Origin of the sequence: Streptomyces rimosus (genome assembly GCF_008704655.1) — a bacterium.
GTDB lineage: Bacteria > Actinomycetota > Actinomycetes > Streptomycetales > Streptomycetaceae > Streptomyces > Streptomyces rimosus.
In genome coordinates this window covers 5,167,264-5,188,415 of record NZ_CP023688.1, presented here as the reverse complement: position 1 = coordinate 5,188,415, position 21,152 = coordinate 5,167,264, and the positions used below count along the sequence as shown (strand labels likewise).

17 protein-coding genes and 3 tRNA genes are annotated in these 21,152 nt (G+C 69.1%); 4 read left to right on the top strand and 16 right to left on the bottom strand.

Translation table 11 applies throughout. From position 1 onward, the window contains the following. Positions 1–264 precede the first annotated feature (264 nt). The 10 genes from CP984_RS22130 to CP984_RS22080 all read right to left on the bottom strand — a co-directional run bounded on the left by CP984_RS22130 (position 265) and on the right by CP984_RS22080 (position 13,707). Positions 265–4,164, bottom strand: a complete 3,900-nt coding sequence (locus CP984_RS22130; RefSeq protein ID WP_004571808.1) for a DNA-directed RNA polymerase subunit beta' — start codon at positions 4,162–4,164, stop codon at positions 265–267. A gap of 96 nt (positions 4,165–4,260) precedes the next feature. Next, positions 4,261–7,743 carry a DNA-directed RNA polymerase subunit beta gene (gene rpoB, locus CP984_RS22125; RefSeq protein WP_004571807.1) on the bottom strand — a complete coding sequence of 1,161 codons (3,483 nt, stop codon included), beginning with the start codon at positions 7,741–7,743 and terminating at the stop codon, positions 4,261–4,263. Between the two features lie 606 nt (positions 7,744–8,349). Then, positions 8,350–8,739: a 50S ribosomal protein L7/L12 gene (gene rplL / locus CP984_RS22115; protein ID WP_004571806.1), complete on the bottom strand. Its 390-nt coding sequence runs from the start codon at positions 8,737–8,739 to the stop codon at positions 8,350–8,352. A gap of 89 nt (positions 8,740–8,828) precedes the next feature. Beyond that, on the bottom strand, positions 8,829–9,380 hold the full coding sequence (rplJ, locus tag CP984_RS22110; protein WP_004571805.1) for a 50S ribosomal protein L10: 552 nt from the start codon (positions 9,378–9,380) through the stop codon (positions 8,829–8,831). A 317-nt stretch (positions 9,381–9,697) separates the two neighbouring features. Then, the gene (locus CP984_RS22105; RefSeq protein WP_004571804.1) at positions 9,698–10,555 is read right to left on the bottom strand and encodes a LolA-like protein; all 858 of its coding nucleotides are present in this window, start codon (positions 10,553–10,555) and stop codon (positions 9,698–9,700) included. A 271-nt stretch (positions 10,556–10,826) separates the two neighbouring features. Further along, complete coding sequence (gene rplA / locus CP984_RS22100) at positions 10,827–11,549, bottom strand: 50S ribosomal protein L1 (RefSeq protein ID WP_004571803.1); 723 nt, start codon at positions 11,547–11,549, stop codon at positions 10,827–10,829. 106 nt (positions 11,550–11,655) lie between these two features. After that, positions 11,656–12,090, bottom strand: a complete 435-nt coding sequence (gene rplK / locus CP984_RS22095; RefSeq protein ID WP_004571802.1) for a 50S ribosomal protein L11 — start codon at positions 12,088–12,090, stop codon at positions 11,656–11,658. Between the two features lie 169 nt (positions 12,091–12,259). After that, complete coding sequence (nusG, locus tag CP984_RS22090; protein ID WP_004571801.1) at positions 12,260–13,159, bottom strand: transcription termination/antitermination protein NusG; 900 nt, start codon at positions 13,157–13,159, stop codon at positions 12,260–12,262. 72 nt (positions 13,160–13,231) lie between these two features. Next, positions 13,232–13,525 (bottom strand): preprotein translocase subunit SecE, encoded by a 294-nt coding sequence (gene secE, locus CP984_RS22085; RefSeq protein ID WP_004571800.1) that lies wholly within the window; start codon positions 13,523–13,525, stop codon positions 13,232–13,234. A 109-nt stretch (positions 13,526–13,634) separates the two neighbouring features. Next, positions 13,635–13,707 (bottom strand) — tRNA-Trp (locus tag CP984_RS22080). Between the two features lie 184 nt (positions 13,708–13,891). Here CP984_RS22080 and CP984_RS22075 point away from each other — a divergent pair. Together CP984_RS22075 and CP984_RS22070 are read left to right on the top strand one after the other, a co-directional pair. After that, entirely contained in the window at positions 13,892–15,124 is a 1,233-nt protein-coding gene (locus CP984_RS22075) for a pyridoxal phosphate-dependent aminotransferase (protein WP_030182539.1), read from the top strand. A 119-nt stretch (positions 15,125–15,243) separates the two neighbouring features. Next, positions 15,244–16,293: an adenosine deaminase gene (locus CP984_RS22070; protein WP_004571798.1), complete on the top strand. Its 1,050-nt coding sequence runs from the start codon at positions 15,244–15,246 to the stop codon at positions 16,291–16,293. A 6-nt stretch (positions 16,294–16,299) separates the two neighbouring features. Here CP984_RS22070 and CP984_RS22065 read toward each other — a convergent pair whose 3' ends face one another. From CP984_RS22065 to CP984_RS22040, 6 genes are all read right to left on the bottom strand, one after another. Beyond that, positions 16,300–17,355, bottom strand: a complete 1,056-nt coding sequence (locus CP984_RS22065; RefSeq protein WP_004571797.1) for a UDP-N-acetylmuramate dehydrogenase — start codon at positions 17,353–17,355, stop codon at positions 16,300–16,302. 70 nt (positions 17,356–17,425) lie between these two features. Further along, positions 17,426–17,860 (bottom strand): MaoC family dehydratase, encoded by a 435-nt coding sequence (locus CP984_RS22060; RefSeq protein ID WP_004571796.1) that lies wholly within the window; start codon positions 17,858–17,860, stop codon positions 17,426–17,428. A gap of 4 nt (positions 17,861–17,864) precedes the next feature. After that, entirely contained in the window at positions 17,865–18,320 is a 456-nt protein-coding gene (locus CP984_RS22055) for a MaoC family dehydratase N-terminal domain-containing protein (RefSeq protein ID WP_004571795.1), read from the bottom strand. A 151-nt stretch (positions 18,321–18,471) separates the two neighbouring features. Then, complete coding sequence (gene rpmG / locus CP984_RS22050) at positions 18,472–18,636, bottom strand: 50S ribosomal protein L33 (protein WP_004571794.1); 165 nt, start codon at positions 18,634–18,636, stop codon at positions 18,472–18,474. An 87-nt stretch (positions 18,637–18,723) separates the two neighbouring features. Further along, positions 18,724–18,796 (bottom strand) — tRNA-Met (locus CP984_RS22045). 48 nt (positions 18,797–18,844) lie between these two features. After that, positions 18,845–18,917, bottom strand: a tRNA-Thr gene (locus CP984_RS22040). Positions 18,918–19,098: 181 nt separating this feature from the next. On the opposite strand from CP984_RS22040, the gene CP984_RS22035 reads away from it, so the two are divergent. Together CP984_RS22035 and CP984_RS22030 are read left to right on the top strand one after the other, a co-directional pair. After that, the gene (locus CP984_RS22035) at positions 19,099–20,388 is read left to right on the top strand and encodes an amidohydrolase family protein (protein WP_030182535.1); all 1,290 of its coding nucleotides are present in this window, start codon (positions 19,099–19,101) and stop codon (positions 20,386–20,388) included. Between the two features lie 67 nt (positions 20,389–20,455). After that, a complete protein-coding gene (locus CP984_RS22030; protein ID WP_003986255.1) occupies positions 20,456–21,115 on the top strand; it encodes an SDR family oxidoreductase in 660 nt (219 codons plus the stop codon). Positions 21,116–21,152 lie beyond the last annotated feature (37 nt).

Sequence of the window (21,152 nt, the reverse complement as noted above, 5' to 3'; positions counted from 1 at the left end):
CCGCCTTGCCACTGCGCCGGCTGCCCGCCCTGCCATGGCTGAAACGCCACCTGGAGCACCTCCCCCATTCTGAGCAGTACACCCATCATTCAGTACGCGCCAGGAGATCGCACGGTTCCCCCGCACGAATCTACGCGGCGCGTCCCCCTGCCGTCCGGCCCTGGTGAGGCCGGGCCGGAACGCCGCAGGGCGGCCACCCCGGGAGGGTGACCGCCCTGTCGCTACAGCGCGTGTCCGATGAGCCGGCCACTGCCGTGCGGGACCTTACTGGTTGTACGGACCGTAGTCGTAGTCCTCCAGCGGGACCGCCTGGCCGGAGCCGGTGCCGAAGGGCGAGTAGTCGATGTCGTCGTAACCGACGGCCGAGTACATCGCGGCCTTGGCCTCCTCGGTGGGCTCCACCCGGATGTTGCGGTAACGGGACAGGCCCGTACCGGCCGGGATGAGCTTACCGATGATGACGTTCTCCTTGAGGCCGATCAGGGAGTCCGACTTGGCGTTGATCGCCGCGTCGGTGAGCACCCGGGTCGTCTCCTGGAAGGACGCCGCCGACAGCCAGGACTCGGTGGCCAGCGAAGCCTTGGTGATACCCATCAGCTGCGGACGGCCGGAGGCCGGGTGGCCGCCTTCCTGGACCACACGACGGTTCTCGCTCTCGAACTTCGTACGCTCCACCAGCTCGCCCGGCAGCAGCTCCGCGTCGCCGGACTCGATGATCGTCACGCGGCGCAGCATCTGCCGGATGATGATCTCGATGTGCTTGTCGTGGATCGCCACGCCCTGGTTGTTGTAGACCTTCTGGACCTCGCCGACCAGGTGGACCTGGACGGCCCGCTGGCCCAGGATGCGCAGCACGTCGTGCGGGTTGACGGCACCCACGGTCAGCGGCTGGCCGACCTCGACGTGGTCACCCTCGCCCACCAGCAGACGGGCACGCTTGGAGACGCCGTAAGCCGTCTCGTCGCTGCCGTCGTCCGGCGTGACGATGACCTTCTTGGTCTTCTCGGTCTCCTCGATCCGCACGCGGCCGGCGGCCTCGGAGATCGGGGCGACGCCCTTGGGCGTACGGGCCTCGAAGAGCTCGACGACACGCGGCAGACCCAGGGTGATGTCGTCACCGGCCACACCACCGGTGTGGAAGGTACGCATCGTCAGCTGGGTGCCGGGCTCACCGATGGACTGGGCGGCGATGATGCCGACCGCCTCACCGATGTCGACCAGCTTGCCGGTGGCCAGCGAGCGGCCGTAGCAGAAGGCGCAGGTGCCGACGGCGGACTCACAGGTCAGGACCGAGCGGGTCTTGACCTCCTCCACGCCGTGCGCGATCAGCTGGTCGATGAGCACGTCACCGAGGTCGACGTTGGCCGACGCGACGACCTTGCCGTCCACCACGACGTCCTCGGCCAGCATCCGCGCGTACACGGAGGACTCGACGTCGTCCGCCTTGCGCAGCACGCCGGAGGCGTCCTTGCTGGCGATCCGCAGCTTCAGACCGCGCTCGGTGCCGCAGTCCTCCTCGCGGATGATGACGTCCTGGGAGACGTCCACGAGACGACGGGTGAGGTAACCCGAGTCGGCGGTACGCAGCGCGGTGTCCGCGAGACCCTTACGGGCACCGTGGGTGGAGATGAAGTACTCCAGCACGGACAGACCCTCGCGGAACGACGCCTTGATCGGCCGCGGGATGGTCTCGTTCTTCGCGTTCGACACCAGACCGCGCATACCGGCGATCTGCCGCATCTGCATCATGTTTCCTCGGGCACCCGAGTCAACCATCATGAAGATGGGGTTCGTCTTGGGGAAGTTGTCGTTCATCGCCTCGGCGACCTCGTTGGTCGCCTTGGTCCAGATGTTGATCAGTTCCTGAGTGCGCTCGTCCTTGGTGATCAGACCGCGCTCGTACTGCTTCTGGACCTTCTCGTCCTGGGCCTCGTAGCCCGCGACGATGGACTTCTTGGCCTCGGGCACGACGATGTCGGAGACCGCGACGGTGACACCGGAACGGGTCGCCCAGTGGAAACCGGCCGCCTTCAGGTTGTCCAGCGTCGCCGCCACGACGACCTTCGGGTAGCGCTCGGCCAGGTCGTTGACGATCGCGGAGAGCTGCTTCTTGCCCACCGAGTAGTCGACGAACGGGTAGTCCTCGGGCAGCAGCTCGTTGAAGAGCGCGCGGCCCAGGGTCGTCCGCAGCCGGAAGCTGTCACCCTGCTGCCACTCCGGGTCGCCCTCCTCCTGCACCGGCGGGGTCCAGCCACGCGGCGGGACGGTGCCGATCGGGAAGCGGATGTCGACCTTCGCCTGGAGCGACAGCTCCCGGTTGTCGAAGGCCATGATCGCCTCGGCGACCGAGCCGAAGGACCGGCCCTCACCGATGACCTCGCGCTCCGCCTCGTCGGTGGTGAGGAAGAACAGGCCCAGCACCATGTCCTGGGTCGGCATGGTGACCGGACGGCCGTCGGCCGGCTTGAGGATGTTGTTCGAGGACAGCATCAGGATGCGGGCCTCGGCCTGCGCCTCCGCGGACAGCGGCAGGTGCACGGCCATCTGGTCACCGTCGAAGTCCGCGTTGAACGCGGTGCACACGAGCGGGTGAATCTGAATGGCCTTGCCCTCGACCAGCTGCGGCTCGAAGGCCTGGATGCCGAGGCGGTGCAGCGTGGGCGCACGGTTCAGCAGAACCGGGTGCTCCGCGATGACCTCTTCGAGGACGTCGTAGACGACCGTGCGGCCGCGCTCGACCATCCGCTTGGCGCTCTTGATGTTCTGCGCGTGGTTCAGGTCGACCAGGCGCTTCATCACGAACGGCTTGAAGAGCTCCAGCGCCATGGCCTTGGGCAGGCCGCACTGGTGCAGCTTCAGCTGCGGACCGACGACGATCACGGAACGCGCGGAGTAGTCCACACGCTTGCCGAGCAGGTTCTGGCGGAAGCGGCCCTGCTTACCCTTCAGCATGTCGCTGAGGGACTTCAGCGGGCGGTTACCGGGACCGGTGACCGGGCGACCGCGGCGGCCGTTGTCGAACAGCGCGTCGACGGCCTCCTGGAGCATGCGCTTCTCGTTGTTCACGATGATCTCGGGCGCGCCGAGGTCGAGAAGCCGCTTCAGGCGGTTGTTGCGGTTGATGACACGGCGGTACAGGTCGTTCAGGTCGGAGGTCGCGAAGCGGCCACCGTCCAGCTGCACCATCGGACGCAGGTCCGGCGGGATGACCGGGATGCAGTCCAGCACCATGCCGTTGGGGCTGTTGCGGGTCTGCAGGAACGCGGAGACGACCTTCAGGCGCTTGAGCGCACGGGTCTTCTTCTGGCCCTTGCCGGTACGGATGATCTCGCGGAGCTTCTCGGCCTCTTCGTCGAGGTCGAAGGACTCCAGGCGCTTCTGCAGCGCCGCCGCGCCCATGCCGCCCATGAAGTACGTGCCGAAGCGGTCACGCAGCTCGCGGTAGAGCAGCTCGTCGCCCTCCAGGTCCTGGACCTTGAGGTTCTTGAAGCGGCTCCACACCTCGTCGAGGCGGTCGATCTCGCGCTGCGCGCGGTCGCGCAGCTGCTTCATCTCACGCTCGGCGCCCTCGCGCACCTTGCGGCGCACGTCGGCCTTGGCGCCCTCGGCCTCCAGCTCGGCCAGGTCGGTCTCGAGCTTCTTGGCGCGGGCCTCCAGGTCGGCGTCGCGGCGCTGCTCGATCTGCTGGCGCTCGACGGAGACGTGTGCCTCCAGCGAGGGCAGGTCGCGCGTACGGCGCTCCTCGTCCACCCACGTGATCATGTAGGCGGCGAAGTAGATGACCTTTTCCAGGTCCTTCGGGGCGAGGTCGAGCAGGTAGCCCAGCCGCGACGGAACGCCCTTGAAGTACCAGATGTGCGTGACGGGAGCGGCCAGTTCGATGTGGCCCATCCGCTCACGGCGCACCTTGGCGCGAGTGACCTCGACGCCGCAGCGCTCACAGATGATGCCCTTGAAGCGGACACGCTTGTACTTGCCGCAGTAGCACTCCCAGTCCCGGGTGGGGCCGAAGATCTTCTCGCAGAAGAGGCCGTCCTTCTCGGGCTTGAGGGTGCGGTAGTTGATGGTCTCCGGCTTCTTGACCTCGCCGTGGGACCACTGTCGGATGTCGTCCGCGGTCGCCAGGCCGATCCGCAGCTCGTCGAAGAAGTTGACGTCGAGCACTGTCGTCAATCCCTCTTTCAGGGTCGAGTCTCAATCATGGTCTGAGGGGGTCCGGGGTGGGGCCGGGACCTCGCTGGGAGGTCCCGGCCAGACCCGTCAGACCTCTTCGACGCTGCTCGGCTCGCGCCGGGACAGGTCGATGCCGAGCTCCTCCGCGGCGCGGAAGACATCCTCGTCCGTGTCGCGCATCTCGATGGACATGCCGTCCGAGGACAGCACCTCCACGTTCAGGCACAGCGACTGCATCTCCTTGATGAGGACCTTGAAGGACTCGGGAATGCCGGGCTCGGGGATGTTCTCGCCCTTGACGATGGCCTCGTAGACCTTCACGCGGCCGGTCACGTCGTCGGACTTGATGGTCAGCAGTTCCTGGAGGGCGTACGCGGCGCCGTATGCCTCCAGCGCCCACACCTCCATCTCACCGAAGCGCTGGCCACCGAACTGGGCCTTACCACCCAGCGGCTGCTGGGTGATCATCGAGTACGGGCCGGTCGAACGCGCGTGCAGCTTGTCGTCGACCAGGTGGTGGAGCTTCAGGATGTACATGTACCCGACCGAGATCGGGTCCGGGAACGGCTCACCGGAACGGCCGTCGAACATCCGGGCCTTGCCGGTGTTCTTGACCATCCGCTCGCCGTCGCGGTTGGGCAGCGTCGCGTCGAACAGACCGGCGAGCTCGTCCTCGCGCGCACCGTCGAAGACCGGGGTCGCGACGTTGGTGCGCGGCGCGACGTCGTCGGCGCCGATCGCCTGGAGGCGCTTCTGCCAGTCCTCGTCGCCCTCGACCTTCCAGCCCTGGCTGGCGAGCCAGCCGAGGTGGATCTCCAGGACCTGTCCCGGGTTCATTCGGGACGGGACACCCAGCGGGTTGAGGATGATGTCGACCGGGGTGCCGTCCTCCAGGAACGGCATGTCCTCGACCGGCAGGATCTTGGAGATGACGCCCTTGTTGCCGTGGCGGCCGGCGAGCTTGTCACCGTCGGTGATCTTGCGCTTCTGCGCCACGTAGACGCGGACCAGCTGGTTCACGCCCGGGGGCAGCTCGTCGCCCTCCTCGCGGTCGAAGACGCGGACGCCGATGACCTTGCCGATCTCGCCGTGCGGGACCTTCAGCGAGGTGTCACGGACCTCACGGGCCTTCTCACCGAAGATCGCGCGCAGCAGGCGCTCCTCGGGGGTCAGCTCGGTCTCACCCTTGGGCGTGACCTTGCCGACGAGGATGTCGCCGGCGACGACCTCGGCACCGATCCGGATGATGCCGCGCTCGTCGAGGTCCGAGAGGACCTCCTCGGAGACGTTCGGGATGTCCCGGGTGATCTCCTCCGGGCCGAGCTTGGTGTCCCGGGCGTCGACCTCGTGCTCCTCGATGTGGATCGAGGACAGGACGTCGTCCTGCACGAGGCGCTGCGACAGGATGATCGCGTCCTCGTAGTTGTGGCCCTCCCACGGCATGAACGCCACGAGGAGGTTCTTGCCGAGCGCCATCTCGCCCTCGTCCGTGGACGGACCGTCGGCGAGCACCTGGCCCACGACCACACGGGCGCCCTCGTCCACGACGACCTTCTGGTTGAAGGAGGTGCCCTGGTTCGAGCGGGTGAACTTGGCGACGCGGTACGTGGTGTACGTGCCGTCGTCGTTGGCGACGGTGATGTAGTCCGCGGAGACCTCCTGGACCACACCGTCCTTCTCCGCCTTGATGACGTCACCGGCGTCGACCGCGCAGCGGTACTCCATGCCGGTGCCGACCAGCGGGGCCTCCGCCTTGATCAGCGGCACGGCCTGGCGCATCATGTTCGATCCCATGAGCGCGCGGTTGGCGTCGTCGTGCTCCAGGAAGGGGATCATGGCGGTCGCGGCCGACACCATCTGGCGCGGCGAGACGTCCATGTAGTCCACGTCCTCGCGGGCGGCGAGGTCGACCTCACCACCGCGGCGGCGGCACATCACGCGGCCCTCGGCGAACTGCATGTCCTCGGTGAGGGGCGCGTTCGCCTGGGCGATCAGGAAGCGGTCTTCCTCGTCGGCGGTCAGGTAGTCGACCTGCTCGGTGACCCGGCCGTCGACGACCTTGCGGTACGGCGTCTCGATGAAGCCGAAGACGTTGACCCGGCCGTACGAGGCGAGCGAACCGATCAGACCGATGTTCGGGCCTTCGGGCGTCTCGATCGGGCACATGCGGCCGTAGTGCGAGGGGTGCACGTCACGGACGTCCAGGCCGGCCCGCTCACGGGAGAGACCACCGGGGCCCAGCGCCGACAGACGGCGCTTGTGGGTCAGGCCCGACAGCGGGTTGGTCTGGTCCATGAACTGGGACAGCTGGCTGGTGCCGAAGAACTCCTTGATGGAGGCGACGACCGGCCGGATGTTGATCAGGGTCTGCGGCGTGATCGCCTCGACGTCCTGGGTGGTCATGCGCTCGCGCACGACGCGCTCCATACGGGCGAGACCCGTACGGACCTGGTTCTGGATCAGCTCGCCGACGTTGCGCAGACGGCGGTTGCCGAAGTGGTCGATGTCGTCGGTCTCGACGACGATCTCCGTGCCGTTCTCGCCGATCGTCTCGGTCTCGCCCGCGTGGAGCTTCACCAGGTACTTGATCGTGGCGATGATGTCGTCGGTGGTCAGCACGCCCGCGTCGAGCGGCTCGTCACCGCCGAGCTTCTTGTTGACCTTGTAGCGGCCGACCTTCGCCAGGTCGTAGCGCTTCGGGTTGAAGTAGAGGTTCTCCAGCAGCGTCTGCGCGGCCTCGCGCGTCGGCGGCTCGCCCGGACGCAGCTTGCGGTAGATGTCGAGCAGCGCGTCGTCCTGGCCCTGGGTGTGGTCCTTCTCCAGGGTGGCGCGCATGGACTCGTACTCGCCGAACTCCTCGAGGATCTGCTCGGTCGTCCAGCCGAGGGCCTTGAGGAGGACGGTCACCGACTGCTTGCGCTTGCGGTCGATGCGCACGCCGACCATGTCGCGCTTGTCGATCTCCATCTCCAGCCAGGCACCCCGGGACGGGATGATCTTGGCGGTGAAGATGTCCTTGTCGGAGGTCTTGTCGATCTGGCTGTCGAAGTAGACACCCGGCGAGCGGACCAGCTGCGAGACGACGACACGCTCGGTGCCGTTGATGCAGAAGGTGCCCTTGTTGGTCATGAGCGGGAAGTCGCCCATGAAGACCGTCTGGGACTTGATCTCCCCGGTCTCGTTGTTGGTGAACTCGGCGGTGACGAAGAGCGGGGCCGCGTACGTGAAGTCGCGCTCCTTGCACTCGTCGATGGAGTTCTTCGGGGGCTCGAATCGGTGGTCGCGGAACGTCAGCGACATCGACCCGGAGAAGTCCTCGATCGGGGAGATCTCTTCGAAGATCTCCTCCAGACCGGACTTGGTGGGGACGTCCTGACCACTTTCCAGCGCAGCCTCGACGCGACCCTTCCATGCGGCATTGCCGAGCAGCCAGTCGAAGCTTTCGGTCTGCAGCGCAAGGAGGTTCGGAACCCCGAGGGGCTCCTTGATCTTCGCAAAAGAGATGCGCAGCGGGGCGGTGCTGTCGCCGTTGTTCGTATTGGCAGTCGAGGCGTTGCGCGAGGCGGCCAAGAGGGGGTCCTTCCGAGGGCTCGGACTCACTACGCGCGTACCGGTCCCGGTCCGAACACAGCCGGAGGAAAGGCCCAGGTCAGGGCGGTTCGGTCGGCATTGCTCGGGCTCGGGTATGCCCCTGGTGACGGGCAGGGAGCAGCTAACAGGCAGCGCAAAGGGTCAGTGTAGCCACTCGGCACACTGATGTCCAGAGCGAGTTTCCGGAGACCGGTCCAGCACTGTGATACCGATCTTCTCCCTCCGGGAGGCGGCACCCTCCGTGACGGAGGTACCCCTCTTTGTTCTTCTCAACGCCCAACGTCTCATGCCTGCCGCAAGCCGTGCGCCAAGAGGCGCACCCCGATGCTTCCCTCTTCGCCGGCGATCCATGCCTCGAACCCGGATCGCTTCTGGCGTCGCGTCCTGAGAATTGCGCGCTGCGTGCGGTTCGTCAAGGCCCCCCACCCGTTGGAAGATCGTCACGGGGCGCGGGTCCGCGGGCACGAAGATCACCATACTCGCACGGAAGGGCGGGTCGGTGCAGCCGCGGCCCGAACGCCCGAAGGCGACCACCCGCATGGGTGATCGCCTTCAGGTTTGCGAAGAGTCAGCGGGCTCCTGAGGTCACTTGACCTCGACGGAGGCGCCGGCGCCCTTGAGGGCCTCGGCGGCCTTGTCCGCGGCGTCCTTGGCGACCTTCTCGAGGACCGGCTTCGGGGTGCCGTCGACGAGGTCCTTGGCCTCCTTCAGACCCAGCGAGGTCAGCTCGCGCACGACCTTGATGACCTGGATCTTCTTGTCGCCGGCGCCGGTGAGGATGACGTCGAACTCGTCCTGCTCCTCGGCGGCGGCGGCCTCGCCACCACCCTGACCCGGGGCGGCAACGGCGACGGCGGCCGGGGCGGCAGCCTCGACGTCGAACTTCTCCTCGAACTTCTTCACGAAGTCGGAGAGCTCGATGAGGGTCATCTCCTCGAACTGGGCGAGCAGTTCGTCCTGGGTGAGCTTCGCCATGGTGGCGGTCCTTCCACTAATTCGGCTGGTGCCGGATGTACATTGCGGCGGGCGTGCTGAGCAGACGTGCCCGCTGGACTGGGGAGTGGTTACTCCGCAGCCGCGGCGGGAGCCGGCTCACCGGCACCGCCCTGCTCGACCTTGCTGCGAAGAGCTTCCGCGGTGCGGACCATCTTCGTGAGCGGGGCCTGGAAGGTCGCCGCGGCCTTGGCCATGGACGCCTTCATGCCACCCGCCAGCTTGGCGAGCAGAACCTCGCGGGACTCGAGGTCCGCAAGCTTCTTGATCTCGTCGGCGGACAGTGCCTTGCCTTCAAGGACACCGCCCTTGATGACGAGAGAGGGGTTCTCCTTGGCGAAGTCACGAAGACCCTTCGCCGCCTCGACCGGGTCACCGGTCACGAAGGCGACGGCCGTCGAGCCCTTGAGGTGCTCGTCCAGCGTGATCCCGGCCTCATTGGCCGCAATCTTGGTCAGCGTGTTCTTCACCACACGGTACTGAGCGTTGTCACCGAGCGAACGGCGCAGCTGCTTGAGCTGAGCGACGGACAGTCCGGTGTACGCGGTCACAACAGCGGCGTTGGAGTTACGGAGCTTCTCCGTGATCTCCTCGACGGCTGCGACCTTGTCGGGCCTCGCCATGAGCCTCGGCCTCCTTCCGGGTGATGAGGACCGCGCAGAAGGGGCTGGGCAAAACAAACGCCCCGGCGCAAGCGCACGGGGCATGGCTCAACCGGTCGAAACGGAGTTCTTCCGGGAGATCTTCCTCGTCCACCTGCGCAGGCCGTCCGCAGCTAGCGGATCCTTCGGTTCCGCACGCCCATACAGGCGCGCGGAGACAACCAGCGGTCTTTGGCTTCCTCGCTACGGTACGCGAACGGGCGAGGCGCAGGCAAATCCGTCCCCGGGCCCGGCGGCGCGCGGCGCGCCGGGCCCGCGAACGGCGGGTGTCGGCGGCGTCAGCCCGCCAGGCCGCCGCCCATGGCGCCGGAGCTGAGCTTGGCCGCGTCGTTGACCTGCGAGGCCGGCGGCTCCTCGACGGAGACCTTGGTGCCGTAGTCCGAGTAGAAGACCGTGCTCTCGTAGCCGCCCTGCTTGTTCTGCATCTTCTCGGTCTTCTTGACGAGCAGGTCGTCGGGGCCGATCCACAGGTCGATGGTCTCGTCCTTGGTGCCGTTCTGCTTCAGCGCCGCCTCCATCGACTTCATGTCCTTCTCGCTGAAGTCCTTGGAGGCCTGCATGCGGGTCAGCTCGGCCACGTCGAAGGTGGCGGTGTAGTGGGTCGCCTTGACGCCGCGCACGTCCTCCGTGCCGACCTTCTTCGCCTTGCCCGTCGCGAGGAGCAGGCCCACGGACCGCGACGGGTTGTTGTTCTGCATCTGGTCCTTGAGCAGCGCGAAGACCGGGCTCTTCTTGGCCATGGCGTCGTAGTCGTACTTCATCCAGGGCTTGCCGCCGAGCCCGAGCTTGAGGTACATCGCCTCCGGTGTGTAGAGGCCCTGCATGGGCTTGTTGCCGCCCAGGCCGCCCTGGCCGGTCGTCTCGACGTTCATCCGCATGCCCTGGGACCAGTCCATCCCGCCCTTCATGGACTGGGTCGTGCCGCCCTGCTTGGTCGTGCTCTCGACCTTGGCCGACTTCTCCGAACCGGTCTTCTCGGACGCCGTCCGCAGGGCCGCGGCGGCGGCCTGGACCGGCGAGCCGCCCGCGCCGTCGCCGCCCGCCTTGTTGCCGCCGTCCTTTCCGCCGCAGGCGGTCAGTCCGGCCAGCATGACGACGCCGGCGGCCGCGGCCGCGGTGATCCGCGCAGTACGCACGTGAACTCTCCCCGTTGTAGATCAGCTTTACGACTGCGAGTGAGCGTAGTGCAGGGGGCTGACAGTGCCCGCTGCCGGGCCCGGAGGCGCCCCAAACGCCCGGCGACGCCCCGAACCGCCCGCGACGCCCGTACGGGCCCGGTATCGGCCGCCACTCCGCCCTCGCGCCGCCCCGGCCGCCCGCGGCCGTCCGTTGCCCGGACATGCGTCGGGCCCCGCACCTCGGTGAGGTACGGGGCCAGACGTACGCGAACGCGCGGCGTCGTCAGTGTCAGACGGCGGCCGGGTCCTCCTCGACGAGGAGGTTGCGGGTGCGGTTGGCGTCGACCTGCACACCGGGGCCCATCGTGGTGGTGATGGTGGCCTTCTTGATGTACCGGCCCTTGGCGGCGGACGGCTTGAGACGGTTGATCTCTTCCAGCGCCGCGGCGTAGTTCTCCACCAGCTTGGCGTCGTCGAAGGACACCTTGCCGATGATGAAGTGGAGGTTCGCGTGCTTGTCCACGCGGAACTCGATCTTGCCGCCCTTGATGTCGGTGACAGCCTTGGCGACATCCGGGGTGACGGTGCCGGTCTTCGGGTTCGGCATCAGACCACGGGGACCGAGCACGCGGCCGAGGCGGCCGACCTTGCCCATGAGGTCCGGCGTGGCGACGACGGCGTCGAAGTCCAGACGGCCCTTGGAGACCTCGTCGATCAGTTCGTCGGAGCCGACGATGTCGGCGCCCGCGGCTTCCGCGGCCGCAGCACGGTCGCCGGTCGCGAAGACCAGGACCCGGGCGGTCTTACCGGTGCCGTGCGGAAGGTTCACGGTGCCACGGACCATCTGGTCGGCCTTGCGCGGGTCGACACCCAGACGCATGGCGACCTCGACGGTCGCGTCGAACTTGGCCGTGGAGGTCTCCTTGGCCAGACGGACGGCCTCGAGCGGGGCGTACAGACGCTCCCGGTCGATCTTCGCGTCCGCGTTGCGAAGATTCTTGCTGCGCTTCACTGCTGCTCCTGAATGATGGCGGTGGAGTCGTGGTGCGGGCCAGCGCCTGGCCCTGCCACGTGCCCCTGGGTGCGGCGGGTGCCGCGGGGCGGGTGCGGGGTGGCTGTCAGCCCTCGACCGTGATGCCCATGGAACGGGCGGTGCCGGCGATGATCTTCGACGCGGCGTCCAGGTCGTTGGCGTTCAGGTCGGGCATCTTGGTGGTGGCGATCTCGCGAACCTGGTCGGCCGTGATCTTGGCGACCTTGTTCTTGTGCGGCTCGCCGGAGCCCTTCTCCACGCCCGCGGCCTTCAGGATCATCTTCGAGGCCGGCGGGGTCTTGGTGATGAAGGTGAAGGAACGGTCCTCGTAGACCGTGATCTCCACCGGGATGACCCAGCCACGCTGCGACTCGGTCGCGGCGTTGTAGGCCTTGCAGAACTCCATGATGTTGACGCCGTGCTGACCCAGCGCGGGGCCGACCGGCGGAGCCGGGTTCGCGGCACCAGCCTGGATCTGGAGCTTGATGAGCCCCGTGACCTTCTTCTTCTTGGGAGGCATGCTCTCTCCGGGTCCTAGTGAGAGGTTTTTCGCCAGTCCATCCGGTCATCCGGATGGAGGCATACCGCACCACGATAACGGGTATAGCAGTACGGCCAAAAACCGAGCAGGTCAGACGGTCCCCGGAGGGCCCGTCCGACCTGTTCGGAAGCTGGTGTCCTGAAGAGCGTCAGTTCTTCTGGATCTGGTCGAAGCTCAGCTCGACCGGGGTCTCGCGGCCGAAGATCTCGACGAGGCCCTTGACCTTCTTCGAGTCGGCGTTGATCTCGTTGATCGTGGCCTGCAGCGTGGCGAACGGGCCGTCGGTGACGGTGACCGAGTCGCCCACCTCGAAGTCCAGCACCTGGACCTCGACCTTGCGGGACGGAGCCGGCTTGCCCTCGGCCTCGGCGGCCTCCTTGGCGGCCTTCTCCTCGGCCTCCGGGGCGAGCATCTTGACGATCTCGTCCAGGGTGAGCGGGTACGGGTCGTAGGCGTTGCCCACGAAGCCGGTGACGCCCGGCGTGTTGCGCACGACGCCCCAGGACTCGTTCGTCAGGTCCATGCGCACGAGCACGTAGCCCGGGAGCTTGTTCTGGCGGACGTTCTTGCGCTCGCCGTTCTTGATCTGGACGATCTCTTCCTCGGGGACCTCGGCCTGGTAGATGAAGTCCTCGACGTTGAGCGAGACGGCGCGCTGCTCCAGGTTGGCCTTCACGCGCTTCTCGTAGCCCGCGTAGGTGTGGATCACGTACCACTCGCCCGGCAGGGTCCGCAGCTCCTCGCGCAGCGCGGCGATCGGGTCGACCGGCTCGTCCTCGCCCTCGGCCGCCGCGTCCTCGGCGGTCTCGGCCACAGCGGCGGCCTCGTCCTCGACGGTGACCGCGGCCTCCTCGGCGGGCTCGCCCGCCTCGGCGTCCTCGGTGTCGAGCTCGTCGGCCGCGTCGGCGCCCTCGACGATCTCGCGGGCGGCCTCTTCGTCGGCAAGCGCCGCAGCGTCGCCCTCGACCTCGGCCGAGGCAGCCGCGTCAACGTCGGCCGCTGCCGTCTCGACGGAGTCGGCGGCGTCGTTCAGGTTCGGGTCAGACACGGTGGCTGCTTCTTCCTGGCTTCAAGGGGTTGAACATGCAAAGGGGCGCCCGCAAAGGCGCCCTTCGCGGGATCAGCCGAAGACGTACTTGACGGCCTGGTTGAATCCCAAGTCAATCACGGTTACGAGACCGATGACGATGACGACGAAGACGATCACCACAGTGGTGTACGTCGAAAGCTGTCCCCGCGTGGGCCAGACGACCTTGCGGAGTTCGGCGATGATCTGCCGGTAGAAGAGCGCCAGCCGGGCGAAGGGGCCCTTCTTGCCGCGCTTGCCGCCGCGGCGGGGCTTCTTCGACTCCGCGTTCTCGTCTTCGGAACGACCGCGCTCAGGCATGTCGATGGAGCCCAGGGCGTCCGTCACTCGTCCTCACCTGAATCCGGGTCGTTGGCCGTGCCGCGCCCGGTAGAGCCGCACGGCGGTGCATTTCAGTACGTACGCGTGCACGCGACTCGGTGACGAGTGCGTGTAGCAGGGCCGGAGGGACTTGAACCCCCAACCGCTGGTTTTGGAGACCAGTGCTCTACCAATTGAGCTACGACCCTTTGTGGTTCCCCCAACCTACCGCATACCGGCCACTGCACCAGGTGCACGGTCGCCGACGGCCTGTTGGGAGCCAACGGTCAGCGAGTGTACGTGCTTCGCGGCCGGGCGTCGAACAGAAAGCCCCGAGGCGGCGCCTTCAAACCCGTGTGCCCGCCCCCTGAGCGGTCTGGGAACATGCAGTACATGAGCGCTACTCCTCCCGCACAGTCCCCCACCGACCGTCGGGTGTCGGCCCGCGTCGGGGCGATCTCCGAGTCCGCGACCCTCGCCGTGGACGCCAAGGCCAAGGCCCTCAAGGCCGCCGGTCGACCGGTGATCGGCTTCGGCGCCGGCGAGCCCGACTTCCCCACGCCCGGCTACATCGTCGAGGCGGCCGTCGAAGCCTGCCGCAACCCGAAGTACCACCGCTACACCCCGGCCGGCGGCCTGCCCGAGCTGAAGGCCGCGATCGCCGCCAAGACGCTGCGCGACTCCGGTTACGAGGTCGAGGCGGCGAACGTGCTGGTCACCAACGGTGGCAAGCAGGCGATCTACGAGGCGTTCGCGGCGATCCTGGACCCGGGCGACGAGGTCATCGTGCCCGCCCCGTACTGGACCACCTACCCGGAGTCGATCCGGCTGGCGGGCGGCGTGCCGGTGGAGGTGGTGGCCGACGAGACCACCGGTTACCGGGTGTCCGTGGAGCAGCTGGAGGCGGCCCGTACGGACCGTACGAAGGTGCTGCTGTTCGTCTCGCCGTCCAACCCGACCGGCGCGGTCTACACCCGCGAGCAGGTCGAGGCGGTGGGCCGCTGGGCCGCCGAGCACGGCCTGTGGGTGCTCACCGACGAGATCTACGAGCACCTGGTCTACGGCGACGCGACGTTCTGCTCGCTGCCGGTGGTCGTGCCGGAGCTGCGCGAGAAGTGCATCATCGTCAACGGTGTGGCGAAGACGTACGCGATGACCGGCTGGCGGGTGGGCTGGGCGATCGGCCCGAAGGACGTGATCAAGGCCGCGGCGAACCTCCAGTCGCACGCCACCTCGAACGTCTCCAACGTGGCGCAGGCCGCGGCCGTCGCGGCGGTCTCCGGCGACCTGACGGCCGTCGAGGAGATGAAGACCGCCTTCGACCGGCGCCGCCGGACGATGGTGCGGATGCTCAACGAGATCGACGGCGTGCTGTGCCCGGAGCCGGAGGGGGCGTTCTACGCGTACCCCTCGGTCAAGGACCTGCTCGGCAAGGAGATCCGCGGCAAGCGCCCGCGGACCAGCGTGGAGCTGGCCGAGCTGATCCTGGAGGAGGCCGAGGTCGCGGTGGTCCCGGGTGAGGCGTTCGGCACGCCGGGCTACCTGCGCCTGTCGTACGCGCTCGGCGACGAGGACCTGGTCGAGGGCATCACGCGCGTGCAGAACCTGCTTGCCGAGGCGAAGTAGCGCCCAGCCGGACGTATGCGGGCCCCGGGGTTTTCCCGGGACCCGCATCTGCTTTCGGGCGGGCGCTCGTTCGGGAAAGGGCCTACCGGCCCGTCGGCCCCGTACGGCAAGATCTTGGGATGGAACGTGTACGCGATGTCCGGGCCCTGCCGAAGGCCCACCTGCACCTGCACTTCACCGGGTCGATGCGGCCCGCGACCCTGCTGGATCTCGCCGACAAGTACGGCGTGCACCTGCCGGAGGCCCTGAAGGGCGGCGAGCCGCCGAAGCTGCGGGCGACGGACGAGCGCGGCTGGTTCCGCTTCCAGCGGCTGTACGACATCGCCCGGTCCTGTCTGCGCTCCCCCGAGGACATCCAGCGGCTGGTCCGCGAGACCGCCGAGGAGGATGTGCGGGACGGCTCCGGGTGGCTGGAGATCCAGGTCGACCCGACCTCATACGCGCCGCGGCTGGGCGGGCTGATCCCCGCGCTGGAGATCATCCTGGACGCGGTGCGCGCCGCCTCCAGGGAGACCGGCCTCGGGATACGCGTGCTGGTGGCCGCGAACCGCATGAAACACCCCCTGGACGCCCGTACGCTCGCCCGGCTGGCCGTCCGCTACGCCGACCAGGGCGTGATCGGTTTCGGGCTCTCCAACGACGAGCGGCGGGGCTTCGCGCGCGACTTCGACCGGGCCTTCGCCATCGCGCGGGACGGTGGGCTGCTGGCGGCGCCGCACGGCGGCGAGCTGTCCGGGCCGGCGAGCGTGCGGGACTGCCTGGACGACCTGCACGCGACGCGCGTCGGCCACGGCGTACGGGCCGCGGAGGACCCGGCGCTGCTGCGGCGGCTGGCCGACCGCGGCGTGACCTGCGAGGTCTGCCCGGCGTCGAACGTGGCGCTGGGCGTCTACGAGAAGCCCGAGGACGTACCGCTGCGGACCCTCTACGACGCCGGCGTCCCGATGGCGCTGGGCGCCGACGACCCGCTGCTGTTCGGCTCCCGGCTGGCGGCCCAGTACGAGATCGCCCGCACCGCGCACGGCTTCTCGGACACCGAACTGGCCGAGCTGGCCCGCCAGTCGGTCCAGGGCTCGCGGGCGCCGGAGGACGTGCGGCGGAAGCTGCTGGCGGGGGTGGACGCGTGGCTGGGCGGGACGGGAAGCGACGCGCGGCCGGGCGGGGAGTGACGCGTCCTAAAGGGTGACGCCGACCGTCACCGGCTCGTTGACCAGCGTGATGCCGAAGGCCGCACGGACGCCCTCGCGGACCTCGCGGGCCAGCGCGAGCAGGTCCTCGGTGGTGGCCCCGCCGCGGTTGGTCAGGGCGAGGGTGTGCTTGGTGGAGATACGGGCCGGTCCGTCGCCGTAGCCCTTGGTGAAGCCCGCGCGGTCGATGAGCCAGGCGGCCGAGGTCTTCACGCGGCCCTCCCCCGCCGGGAAGGCGGGCGGGGTGACGTCCGCGCCGAGGCGCTCGTGGACGCGGGCGAGGAAGTCGGCGTGCTGGGCCTCGGTGAGGACGGGGTTGGTGAAGAAGGACCCCGCCGACCAGGTGTCGTGGTCCTCCGGGTCCAGGACCATGCCCTTGCCGGCCCGCAGCTTGAGCACGGTCTCGCGGGCGTCGGCGGCCGGCACCCGCTCGCCCGCCTCGACGCCGAGGGTGCGCGCGGTCTCCGCGTACTTGATGGGCGCGGACAGCCCGCCCGCGTCCTCCAGGGCGAAGCGCACCCGCAGCACGACGAAGCGGTCGGGGTGCTCCTTGAAGCGGCTGTGGCGGTACGAGAACGCGCACTCGGCGTTCGAAAGCGTCACGGTCTCGCCCGCCGTGCGGTCGTACGCGACCACCTCGGCGATCGTGGAGGACACTTCCTGTCCGTACGCGCCCACGTTCTGGATGGGTGTGGCACCCGCCGAGCCGGGGATGCCGGCCAGGCACTCGATGCCCGCGAGCCCGGCGGCGACCGTACGGGCCACCGCGTCGGACCAGTTCTCGCCCGCGGCCAGCGTCAGGTCGGTGCCGTCGAGGGTGAAGCCGCGGGTGGCGATGCGCAGCGCGGTGCCCTCGAAGCCCTTGTCGCCGATGACCAGGTTGCTGCCGCCGCCGATGACGAGCAGCGGCGTACCGGAGGCGTCGGCCTCGCGGACGGCCGCGATCACTTCGTCGTCCGTGGTGGCGGTGAGCAGCCGGGTGGCCGGTCCGCCGAGCCGGAAGGTGGTCAGCGGGGCGAGGGGGGCGTCGTGGAGTTCCTGCACGGGCTCAAGGGTACGGGGGCGGTCCCGGCGCTCGGGCCGGACCGCCCCCGTACGGCTACGCGCACGCTTTTCAGGCGAGCTTGACCACCGCGCGCGACATTCCGAGCACCTTCTGACCGGCGCTGGTCGCGATCAGATCGACGCGGACCGTACGGGCCTCGTCGTCCAGCTTGGCCGCGACCTTGCCGCTGACCTCGATGACCGCACCCTCGCCGTCGTTGGGGACCACGACGGGCTTGGTGAAGCGCACCCCGTACTCGACGACCGCGCCCGGGTCGCCGGTCCAGTCGGTGACCACGCGGGCCGCCTCGGCCATGGTGAACATGCCGTGGGCGATCACGTCGGGGAGGCCGACCTCCTTGGCGATCTTCTCGTTCCAGTGGATCGGATTGAAGTCGCCGGAGGCGCCCGCGTAGCGCACGAGTGTGTCACGGGTCACGGGAAAGGACTGCGCCGGGAGTTCGGTGCCGGCCTCGACATCGTCGTAAGAGATCTTCGCGGTCATCGGGTCAGCCCTCCTGTCCGGCGGCGCGCGCCACCAGCTTTGTGAAAGCGGTCACCACGTGTTCGCCCGCTTCGTCGTGCACCTCACCACGGATATCGAGAATGTCGTTTCCCGCCATGGATTTGATCGCCTCGATGGTCGAGGTGACGGTCAGCCGGTCACCGGCGCGCACCGGCCGGGTGTAGACGAATTTCTGGTCGCCGTGCACCACCCGGCTGTAATCGAGGCCCAGCTGCGGGTCCTCGACGACCTGGCCCGCGGCGCGGAAGGTGATGGAGAACACAAAGGTCGGCGGGGCGATCACATCGGGATACCCGAGCGCCCTGGCGGCCTCGGCGTCGGTGTACGCCGGGGCGGCATCCCCGATCGCCTCGGCGAATTCGCGGATCTTCTCCCGGCCGACCTCATAAGGAGCGGTGGCCGGGTAGCTCCGCCCGACGAAGGACTGGTCGAGCGCCATGGGCTCGCAACCTCCCTGAACTGGTCCCTGTAACGGTCCCTGACCTTGTCATACCGGTGCGCGGGCCCGGCGCCGCGCCGCGCGCCCCGGCACCACAACGCCGCGAGGCCGCCCCCATGGACTGGGAGCGGCCTCGCGGTCGAGCCTGGTGTTATCGCGTCTCGCGGTGCGCGGTGTGCGCGTTGCAGCGCGGGCAGTGCTTCTTCATCTCAAGACGGTCCGGGTCGTTGCGCCGGTTCTTCTTGGTGATGTAGTTCCGCTCCTTGCACTCCACGCAGGCCAGCGTGATCTTCGGGCGGACGTCGGTGGCAGCCACGTGAGTGCTCCTTGACGGACTGATGGACGGGTGAACGCATGAAGAGTAGCCGATCGGGAGACCGACCCCACAATCGGCTACTGTCTGTAGCGGTGACCGGACTTGAACCGGTGACACAGCGATTATGAGCCGCTTGCTCTACCGACTGAGCTACACCGCTGCGATGTGAGCGGGGCCCCGCCCGAAGGCGGGATACCTCACACATCAGAGCCCCAATACGGAATCGAACCGTAGACCTTCTCCTTACCATGGAGACGCTCTGCCGACTGAGCTATTGGGGCGAGCGATGAAGACATTACACGGCCTGCCGCCAAAGGTGAAATCCGTGTCCGGCGGCCGTCCCGCCCGCCCCCCGCACCACACCGGTACGACTATTTCGCGCCTCCGCGAAGCCACCCGGGCGGCCCCCTAGGCTCGGACCACGCTGCGTGATCTTGCACGCCCGGTCCTTCGAGGAGCGCGATGTCCGAGAGCAGTCAGCCGCAGCCGGGCCCCGAGAAGGCTTCCGGCGGCGACGGCACCGGCGCCGCGGCGGGCACCCTGGTGCTCTGCGACGCCCGGCTCGCCGACGGCCGCGTGGTGGACGTACGGCTCAGCGGCGGACGTATCGAGGCGGTCGGCACGGCGGGCAGCCTCGCCCCGCAGGGCACCCGTATCGACCTCGGCGGCTACCTGCTGCTCCCGGCCCCCGCCGAGCCGCACGCGCACTGCGACACCGCGCTGACCGCGGACGCCGCGGGCCCCGCCACCGACACCCTCGAAGACGTGCAGCGCCGCACCACGGAGGCGGCCCTCCTGCAACTGGGCCACGGCGCGACGGCGCTGCGCACCCACGTACGCGTCGGCGACGTCCAGGCACTGCAGTCGCTGGAGGCCGTCCTCCAGGCGAGCCGGTCGCTGCGCGGGCTGGCCGAGATGACGGCGGTGGCGGTGCCGCGGATGCTCACCGGGGCTGCCGGGGCGGACGGGCTGGCGATGCTGCGGGACGCCGTGAAGATGGGCGCCACGGTCATCGGCGGCTGCCCGGACCTGGACCCCGATCCGGCCGGGTACGTCGAGGCCGTCCTGGAGGTCGCGGCCGAGCACGGCTGTGCGGTGGACCTCCACACGGACGGTGACGACCCCGCGCGGCTGGCCCGGTTCGCGGCGATGGCGGGCGGGCTGCGGCCCGGGGTGGCGATCGGGCCGTGCGCGGGCCTGTCGGCGCTGCCGCCCGAGGTGGCGGCCCGTACCGCCGAGCACCTCGCGGCGGCCGGCGTGACGGTCGTGTGCCTGCCGCAGGGCGGCTGCGCGGCCCTGGAGCGGCGCGGTGGCACCCTGCCGGGCTCCGGGAGGGCGGCGGGCCCGGCGGCCCGTCAGGCGCCCGTACGGCTGCTGCGCGCGGCCGGGGTGCGGGTGGCGGCGGGCAGCGGCGCCCTGCGCGACGCGGCGAACCCGGTGGGCCGCGGCGATCCTCTGGAGGCCGCGTACCTGCTGGCCTCCCTGGGAGAGGCGAGCCCCGGCGCCGCCTACGAGATGGTCGGCACGGCCGCCCGCGCGACGCTGGGCCTCCCGGAGGTCCGTGTCGAGGCGGGCTTCCCCGCCGAGCTGCTGGCCGTACGGGGCGACAGCCTCGCCGGGGTGCTGTCCCTCGCGTACAGCCGGATCGTGGTGCACAAGGGGCGCGTGGTGGCCCGGACGAGTGCGGTGCGCGAATACTGCGACTCGGCGGCGGTGGTCGCGCTGGAGCTGCCGCGGCAGTCGCAGCGCTGAGCGGGGTGCGCCCGCACCCCCCCCTGGTGTCGCGCCCTGACGGGGTGACAGGCGTACGGTCGGGATCATGCGCATTGTCATCGCAGGTGGACATGGTCAGATCGCGCTGCGGCTGGAACGGCTGCTCCACGCGCGCGGGGACGAGGTCGCGGGCATCATCCGGCGGCCCGAACAGGCCGGGGACTTGCTGTCCGCCGGCGCCGAACCGGTCGTCTGCGACCTGGAGACGGCCACGGTCGCCGATGTCGCCCGGCACCTCGAAGGGGCGGACGCGGCGGTCTTCGCGGCGGGCGCCGGCCCCGGCAGCGGAATCGACCGCAAGGAGACGGTGGACCGCGGGGCCGCCACCCTGTTCGCGGACGCGGCGGAGGCGGCGGGCGTACGGCGCTTCCTCGTCGTCTCGTCGATGGGCGCCGACAAGGAGCCGCCCGAGGGCACCGACCCGGTCTTCGCCGCGTATCTGCGCGCCAAGGGCGCCGCGGACGCCGACGTACGGTCCCGGTCCGGCCTGGACTGGACGATCCTGCGCCCCGGCCGCCTGACGGACGACCCGGGCACCGGCCTGGTCAGCCTCGCCGAGTCGACCGGCCGCGGCGAGATCCCCCGCGACGACGTCGCGGCCGTACTCGCCGCCCTCCTGGACGAACCGGCCACGATCGGCCGCACGCTGGAGCTGATCAGCGGCGACACCCCGGTCGAGGACGCGGTCCGCGCGGCGGCCGGCTGACCGAAGACCGCCAAAGCCCCCGCTCCTCCGGGACGCG

Coding starts and splice junctions, on each gene's coding strand:
- rplL (WP_004571806.1), bottom strand. CDS start 8,739: ATGGCGAAGCTCACCCAGGACGAACTGCTCGCCCAGTTCGAGGAGATG.
- rplJ (WP_004571805.1), bottom strand. CDS start 9,380: ATGGCGAGGCCCGACAAGGTCGCAGCCGTCGAGGAGATCACGGAGAAG.
- rplK (WP_004571802.1), bottom strand. CDS start 12,090: ATGCCTCCCAAGAAGAAGAAGGTCACGGGGCTCATCAAGCTCCAGATC.
- CP984_RS22075 (WP_030182539.1), top strand. CDS start 13,892: ATGAGCGCTACTCCTCCCGCACAGTCCCCCACCGACCGTCGGGTGTCG.
- CP984_RS22070 (WP_004571798.1), top strand. CDS start 15,244: ATGGAACGTGTACGCGATGTCCGGGCCCTGCCGAAGGCCCACCTGCAC.
- CP984_RS22060 (WP_004571796.1), bottom strand. CDS start 17,860: ATGACCGCGAAGATCTCTTACGACGATGTCGAGGCCGGCACCGAACTC.
- CP984_RS22055 (WP_004571795.1), bottom strand. CDS start 18,320: ATGGCGCTCGACCAGTCCTTCGTCGGGCGGAGCTACCCGGCCACCGCT.
- CP984_RS22035 (WP_030182535.1), top strand. CDS start 19,099: ATGTCCGAGAGCAGTCAGCCGCAGCCGGGCCCCGAGAAGGCTTCCGGC.
- CP984_RS22030 (WP_003986255.1), top strand. CDS start 20,456: ATGCGCATTGTCATCGCAGGTGGACATGGTCAGATCGCGCTGCGGCTG.